Genomic DNA, 7410 nt, shown 5'->3' on the forward strand with positions numbered 1-7410 from the left:
AGAGCGGCATGTCGTCGGCCCACCGGTCCAGCCAGTCGATGGCCAGCCGAATGTTCACGTTCGGTTCGGGAACTTCGCCGTCGGAGAGCATGCCCCAGCGCTTCATCAGCGCCAGTTCGGCATTGGCGTGGCGCTGTTCCTCGGCGTGGAAGTAGCGGTAGATCTCAGCGACGGTCGATGTGGGCGCCTTCTTCGCCAGCGCCGCGAACCCCCGGGCGCCGATGTTCTCGATCCAGCACAGGTCGGCCATGAAAGCCTTGAGCTGTGGCCGCTGCTCGTCGCTGATCATCTCGGCGCCCGGTGCGTTCCAGTCGATGTCGGCCAGCGCCCATTGACGGTCTTTGATCTTGGCCAGCATCGCTTCCATGTCGATAGCCATCCGTGCCACTCCTTGGTTCGATCGGTGTAATCAGAGCGGGGCGATGCGGTTCAGCAGACCGACCGCGCGAGTGTAGGTGCCTGGTGCGAACCGCTTGATGTTCCAGCCGAACTTCGCCTCGAGTTGCGGCATGCAGTACAGGTCGCCGCGATCGTGGGCGTCCAGGCACGTTCTTGCGACCTTCTCCGCGGTGAATCCGGTCAACCCCATGATCCGGTTGGCGAGTTTCGTCGCGCCTGCCGAAATCCGGCCTGCTTCGACGATGTTGGTCTTGACGAAGGTCGGGCACAGCACGGTGACTTTGACTCCGCTGCCTGACAATTCGGCGGCAAGCGTCTCAGAGAGCATCAGCACCCCGGCCTTGCTGACGTTGTAGGCACCCATGCTCGGCGCGGCACCGAAAGCGGCGGCCGAGGCGACGTTGATGATGCCCCGCGGCTCCGATGCGTCGGCTGTCCGCAGGATCGGCGCGAAGACATGGCAGCCGTGAATGGGCCCCCACAGGTTGATGCCGAGCACCCACTGCCAGTCCTCCAGCGGGAGTTCGCCGATCGGGGCGCCGCCCGAACCGACGCCGGCATTGTTGATCACCAGCGTGGGCGCGGCGCCGAACCACGATTGCGATTGGCCGGCCAGATCTTGGACTTCGCCGAACTGGGTGACATCGCAGGCGATTGCGATGGCTTCGCCACCGAAGTCACCGATCGTGGTGACTGTTCGCTTGGCGGCAACCTCGTCGATGTCGCTGCACACGACCCGACCGCCGCGCTTGGCGAGCTCGATCGCGAAGGCGGCGCCGATGCCGCTGCCTGCGCCGGTCACCACCGCACGTGCGTGGTGGCTCACCTTGGGCGATTTGCCGAACGGTCCGATCATCGTCAGCCCGCCTTCCCCGTCATATTTTCAATAGTGCTGTCGAGCAATGCTTTCCCGACGAAATCCGCGGCATGTGCCATCGCTTTGGTGGCTTCGGGGGTCAGCCGGGGTAACGCTTGGAAGACGTGCACCTGGTCCGGCCACACCTGAAGGGTGCAGCGGCCGCCGGCGGTACGGATGTCGGCGGCCAAGTGACGCGCATCAGCCAGCAGAAATTCGGCGCCGCCGGCCTGGATGAGTGTGGGTGGCAGCGTCGGGCCGCCGGCGACGTCGAGTTTCAGCCGTGGATGGGCGGGGTCGACGCCCCGGCTGTAGAGCCGAACCAGGCGGGCAGCGTCTGCGGCGCGGATCGCCGGGTCGCGCCGTAAATCCTCACGGGCCCGGGCAAGCTCGAGCGTCAGGTCGATCAGCGGTGAAAACAGCACCAGCGCGGCCGGGCCGCGGGCAGCGACATCGGGCTGCAGCAGCAGGTCCACCGATAAGTGACCGCCGGCTGAATCACCGGCAATCACAACGGTTTCCGCCGGAAGCTGTGCGGTGAGCCAATCCCAGCCGGTCCGCACGTCGTCGGCCGCAGCAGGGAAGCGGTGCTGCGGCGCCAACCGGTAGTCGACGGTGAACACCGGTAGACCGGTCAGCCGTGACAGCCACGCCGCCAGCCTGCGGTGCGTCCGCGGCGAGCAGAGGGCAAAGCCGCTGCCGTGCACAAAGTAGATGGCGCCGCGACTCGTCGAGGCGCCGGGGCCGCGCACCCATTCACCGACGACGCGACGGCCATCGTGTTGCACGTCGACGTGCTCGATGCGCGTGCCGGCCAGCGATGGCCCGAAGGCATCCATGACTCCGGCGATGATTCGTCGTGACGCCCACAAGCCCCAGGCCTGCTCGGGCGGCAGCACCGCGCTTACCTGTCGCAATGTCGCCATGCTCACCAGGGCTGCGGAACGGGAACGTAGTGATCCCCGAGTCCGCATTGACTCCGTCATACGCGAGAGTCAACACCGAATGGTGACATTAGTCAATGGCAAGGTTTGGTCGTGTGTCGGCCGCAAGACCCCTGCCTGGCGACCCCGTGAGGTCGACGCGCTCAGGCAGCGCACTGCACTGGATGGGGTAGGGAAGGCCAGCAATCACAACCGAAGCGCCGATACGGCGCTCGATCACTGCGTCGCCGCGACTGCGTGAACTGAGTGCGTAACTACTTGCCGTGGAACGCCAACAGGGCATCTCCGGTGCTGACGCTGGACGGCGACGCCATCGCGGCGCCTGCTCCGAAGATCGCGACTCCGGCGGCCAGCAGCGAGAACGCGATCGACATGACTGACCGCTTTGCCTCGACACGACCGCTCGCTGCGGGTGCCATCTTGTTAACACTCACTGCCATAGTCACTGCTTTTTCTCCACTTCATCGCAGCGAGGAAACCAACGCTGAGACTCAGGTTAGTGCCCAAAGGTAAGCAATCTCTGTCCGAACTCGATGAATTCGGCGGCGAATCTTAAGACAGTAATTGCCGGGCGATGGCCTTCTTGTCGACCTTGCCTACCGCTGTGGTGGGTAGCGCCGTCATCGCATGGAGTATGTCGGGGCGTGCGTGCCGGGCCACCCCTCGCTGGTCGAGGTAGGCGTTCAGCTCGGGCAGCGTCACCGGTCCGCCCGAGAAAACGACTGCCGCGCAGATTTTTTCGCCGAGATACTGGTCGGGCAGCGCTACCGCTGCCACCGACACAATCGTCGGGTGGGCGCGCAGATGCGCTTCGAGATCGGCTGCGGAAATGGTCTCGCCGCCGCGGTGAATGACGTCTTTCACCCGGCCGGTGACCTCAAGGTATCCGTCAGCGCGCAAACGGACCACGTCGCCGCTGCGATAGAAGCCGTCCGGGTCGAAGGAGATTGCGTTGGCCTCGTCAGCGCGGAAATAACCGTTGATCGTGTACGGGCCGCGGACCAGCAATTCGCCTTCGGCGCCAACCGCGACGGGCCGGCCGGCGTCGTCGACGATGCGCAGTTCGTCAGCGGCACACAGCGGACGGCCTTGAGTCCGATCGACGACGTCCGTGGGATCGCCGGGCCGGGTGTAGCTCAGCAGACCTTCGGCCATGCCGAACACCTGTTGCAGGCCCGGCGTCAGTGTCCCGCGGACCCGTTGTGCGTCAACTGCTTCCAGCTTGGCGCCGCCAACCTGCAACAGGCGCAGCGACGTTGGCGCCGCCGGCTCCCACTCGGTGGCCTGTGCCCACAGCCTGGCCAGTGCCGGGACCACTGCGGTGACGGTGACGCCATGGCGCACAATGGCGCCAAAGGCGGCCTCGGGGCTGGGGTCGGCGAGAAAAACCGTGGGCGCCCCGACCGACATCGCACCGAGCAGCCCCGGGCAAGCCAGCGGAAAGTTATGTGCGGCAGGCAAAGCCGCCATGTATACATCCTCGGAGCTGAGCTCGCACAGTTCGGCGCTGGCGGTGGCGTTGTAGACGTAGTCATTGTGGGTGCGAGGGATGAGTTTCGGTGTGCCGGTGGTGCCACCGGACACCAGCAGCAGGGCTGGGGATTCGGGACCAGGATTCGGTGCGAGAGATTCAACGTCGCGATTGGCACGCACGTGCGACCACGCGAGGTGGGGCCCGGCATCGCCGTCGACGACGACGTAGCGCAGTCCCGGGTGCTCGCGCTGCAGTTCGGTGGCCATCTGGCGGTAGTCGAAACCGTTTGCGCTGTCGGTAATCAACAGCGCCGTCGCCTCGCTGACCGCGGCGAAATGTCCTAGTTCCGCCGCTCGATGACCGGTCAGGCACATCACCGGGATCACGCCGATGCGCAACAGCGCAAACAACGCCACCGCGAATTCACAGCTGTTCGGTAGCTGTAGCAATACGCGATCGCCGGCTTCGATACCCAGCTCTACGAGGCCCGCCGCGGCGCTGTCGGCGCATTCGTCCAGCTGCGCGAAGGTCAGCCGCTTCGGCCCGTCGGCATCGAGCACCGCGAGACCTGCAGGCCAGCGTCGCGCCGCGTCCGACAGCAGTGAGTCGACCGTCCGACCGCTCCAGTACCCCGCGGCGCGGTAGGCCGCCGCACGGTCGAGCGGAAAAGGCGCAAAGCCTGCCATAACTGAAGTCGACATCAACTGTCTCCAGTTCGCGTGCGCTGCTCAGAAGCCGAGCAGCCCGGTGAGTACATCGGGCGCCGAGGATTCACCCAGCGCGGTGACGAACTGCTCGGTCCAGGTGGTGTACAGCTCGCTGAGGAAGCTGCCGTCGTTGAGCAGACCGGGGAACAGTTCCGCGGCGCCGTTGAACGGGTTCGTGCCGGCGTCGTAGCCGTTGACGATCGCGTTGATCACGTCGGACGGCAGGTTGGTCAGGTCGGCGAGGCCCTGAGCGCTGGTGGCACTGTCCGCGAGCTCCGCGCCGATGTTCTGCAGGTCGCTGCTCAGCGCGAACATGCCGCTGATCTCGGGGGACAGCACAGTCTCCGCCAGACCCTTCAGCTCGGTGTAATTGCCGAACTGCTCGAGCAGGTTGGTCTGGATCTGCGACAGCTCGACGGGGATCGAATACGTCGTCACACCCTTGCTGGTCTCGTCGAGCAGCGGCGCCAGCAGTGGCTTCATCGTATGGTCGAGCAGCTCCAGCGAATACACGTTGATGTCGCTGTATGCCTGTAGAGCGTTTCCGTCGTGGAACTCTGTCGAGAGCGCGGCCAGGAGGCTGCCGGTCTCGGTGACTCCGTCGGGCCCCATCACCGGCTCTCCACCGAACAGCCCGAACACATAACCGTCGTCGCCGCCGTACCAGCCGCCGAACAGCGCGTTGTCGACTCCCGTTCCGAAGCCGGTCGCAGCGGTGCTGATCTGCGTGCTGAAGTGCTCGGACACGCTGTCGAGCGCCTCCGATAGCTGGCCGCCGGCCGTGGTGGATTCGCTCTGCAGGGTGGCCAAGTTCGCGTCCACGTTGGACAGCAATGTCGTCCAGTCCACCTCCCCGGAAGCGAGCTTGACGTCGAAGTGCTCGATCGCGGGGCCGGCGGAGGTCGGCGCGCTGCGCGCCGGCAGGCCAGTGGCCGCAATCGCCAGACCAGCAATCGCCACGCCAGCGATCCCCAGCCGGCTCAGGTGGGCAGACTTACGGGGAACAACCAGATGCACGGCATCTCTCCTTGATTCGACTTAAGTGGACACAGCGCCATAACCAGGCGGGACGCGACGCTACCTGAGATTTAGGTGAGCGGCAATAGGTTTGCCTAACCTAAGTTAGGCTTGGTGTAGTTGGGCTGCGGGCAGGGTTGAGTGCGGCTGCCGGATGGTGACGGCGCCAGTTAGACCCCGACGCCCGCAGGCCAGGGCGGCCGGTAGCGTCGCCGGTACCCAACCGCTAACGGTGCCGGCAATTTAGGCTAGCCTCAACTAACTAGTAGGAGGGTTGGGCGTTGACTGATGGGGTCGGGGCTGCCGATGTCGGCGGCCCGAACGAGGTGCGTGCCGAGGTCGCCGCATTGCTCGGCGTCCGTGCCGATTCGCTCGACCCCGGGACCAACCTCGTCAGCCAGGGCCTTGACTCGATCAGGATGATGTCGCTGGCCGGCAAGTGGCGTCGTCGAGGGGTCGACGTCGACTTCGCCGCATTGGCGGCCGAGCCCACCGTCGAGGCGTGGTCGCTGCTCGTCGGCGCCAGTGCGGCAGAGTCCGCCGAGTTGAGTCCGCCGACCGCGACGTCCGAGGACCCGTTCCCACTCGCGCCGATGCAGCATGCGATGTGGGTCGGGCGTCACGACAGTCAGCCGCTGGGCGGCGTGGCCGGACATCTGTATGTCGAATTCGACGGCTGTGCAATCGATCCCGAACGGTTGCGCCAAGCTGCCACCGCGTTGGCGGTGCGCCACCCGATGTTGCGGGTCCGGTTTCACTCCGACGGGACCCAATGGATCGCCCCGGCGGCTCCGTTTCCGGTTACCGTGCACGACTTCCGGGATCTCACCGCCGAGATCGCCGGCGAGCGGCTGCTGGGGCTTCGTGAGGCGAAATCGCACCAACAGCTCGACGGGCAGGTATTCGAGCTGACGCTGTCGCTATTGCCCGGCGAAAGGTCGCGCCTGCATGTCGATTTGGACATGCAGGCTGCCGACGCGATGAGCTACCGCACGGCGATGGCGGACCTGGCCGCGCTGTATCGGGGCCGGCGATTACCAGACCTCGGCTTCACCTATCAGCAGTACCGCCACGAGATCGTGCGCCGGCAGAGCGGTCCGCAACCTGCCCGCGATGCGGACAGGGACTGGTGGTCGCGACGCATCCCGTACCTCCCGGACCCGCCCAGGCTGCCGCTGGGATCTGGAGACATGCTGTCGCGCACAAGTACTCGTCGCTGGCAATGGCTGGACCCAAGCACGCGGGACGCCCTGTTCGACCATGCCCGCAGCCGCCGGGTAACCCCTGCGATGCTGTTCGCGGCCGCTTTCTCGCACACCCTGGCATGCTGGTCGAGCACGTCGCGGTTTCTGCTCAACGTGCCGCTGTTCGGCCGCGAGGCCATCCACCCCGATGTCGACAGCCTGGTCGGCGACTTCACCTCCGCACTGCTGCTCGACGTCGACCTGACCGCCACCACGGATGCGGCCTCGCGCGCGCACGCGGTGCAAAATGCGATGCGAACCGCCGCGGCACACGCCGACTATCCGGGTCTGTCGGTGCTGCGTGACCTCGGCCGCCACCGCGGCGCCCCAGTGCTCGCGCCGGTGGTGTTCACCAGCGCGCTGGGTCTCGGGGAGTTGTTCTGCCGCGACGTCATCGACGTGTTCGGCACCCCCAGTTGGATCATTTCGCAGGGGCCACAAGTGTCGCTCGACGCCCAGGTCACCGAGTTCGACGGCGGCGTCATGGTGAATTGGGATGTCCGCGACCACGTGTTCCCCGCCGGTGTGATCGACGCGATGTTCGCCCATCACATCGACGAACTGCGCCGACTGGCGACCGCCGAGGGGTGGATGCAGCCGGACCCGCCGGCGTTATCTGCCGAGCAGCGTGCGGTCCGCGACGCGGTCAACGGCCGCAGTGCTGTCCCCAGCGGAGAGATGTTGCACGACGGCTTCTTTCGGCGCGCCGAGGAGCGGCCGGACGCGTGCGCCGTATTTTCCAGCACCGGCGAGCTCACGTACGGTCAGC

5 protein-coding genes and 1 pseudogene are annotated in these 7410 nt (G+C 66.0%); 1 reads left to right on the forward strand and 5 read right to left on the reverse strand.

Annotation, left to right across the window (positions count from 1 at the left end; all coding sequences use genetic code 11):
* The 5 genes and pseudogenes from AC2VOG_RS13940 to AC2VOG_RS13960 all read right to left on the reverse strand — a co-directional run.
* Positions 1-379: pseudogene (locus AC2VOG_RS13940) on the reverse strand (ferritin-like domain-containing protein); the annotation flags it as partial.
* Between the two features lie 30 nt (positions 380-409).
* Entirely contained in the window at positions 410-1255 is an 846-nt protein-coding gene (locus AC2VOG_RS13945) for an SDR family NAD(P)-dependent oxidoreductase (RefSeq protein WP_486940479.1), read from the reverse strand.
* Positions 1256-1257: 2 nt separating this feature from the next.
* On the reverse strand, positions 1258-2241 hold the full coding sequence (locus AC2VOG_RS13950) for an alpha/beta hydrolase (protein ID WP_486940480.1): 984 nt from the start codon (positions 2239-2241) through the stop codon (positions 1258-1260).
* Between the two features lie 510 nt (positions 2242-2751).
* The gene (locus AC2VOG_RS13955; RefSeq protein WP_486940481.1) at positions 2752-4374 is read right to left on the reverse strand and encodes a (2,3-dihydroxybenzoyl)adenylate synthase; all 1623 of its coding nucleotides are present in this window, start codon (positions 4372-4374) and stop codon (positions 2752-2754) included.
* Positions 4375-4401: 27 nt separating this feature from the next.
* Positions 4402-5397 carry a hypothetical protein gene (locus AC2VOG_RS13960; RefSeq protein ID WP_486940482.1) on the reverse strand — a complete coding sequence of 332 codons (996 nt, stop codon included), beginning with the start codon at positions 5395-5397 and terminating at the stop codon, positions 4402-4404.
* Positions 5398-5678: 281 nt separating this feature from the next.
* Here AC2VOG_RS13960 and AC2VOG_RS13965 point away from each other — a divergent pair.
* On the forward strand, positions 5679-7410 hold a 1732-nt coding region (locus AC2VOG_RS13965), incomplete at its 3' end, for a condensation domain-containing protein (RefSeq protein ID WP_486940483.1).

The organism is Mycobacterium sp. TH-M11 (assembly GCF_057473725.1).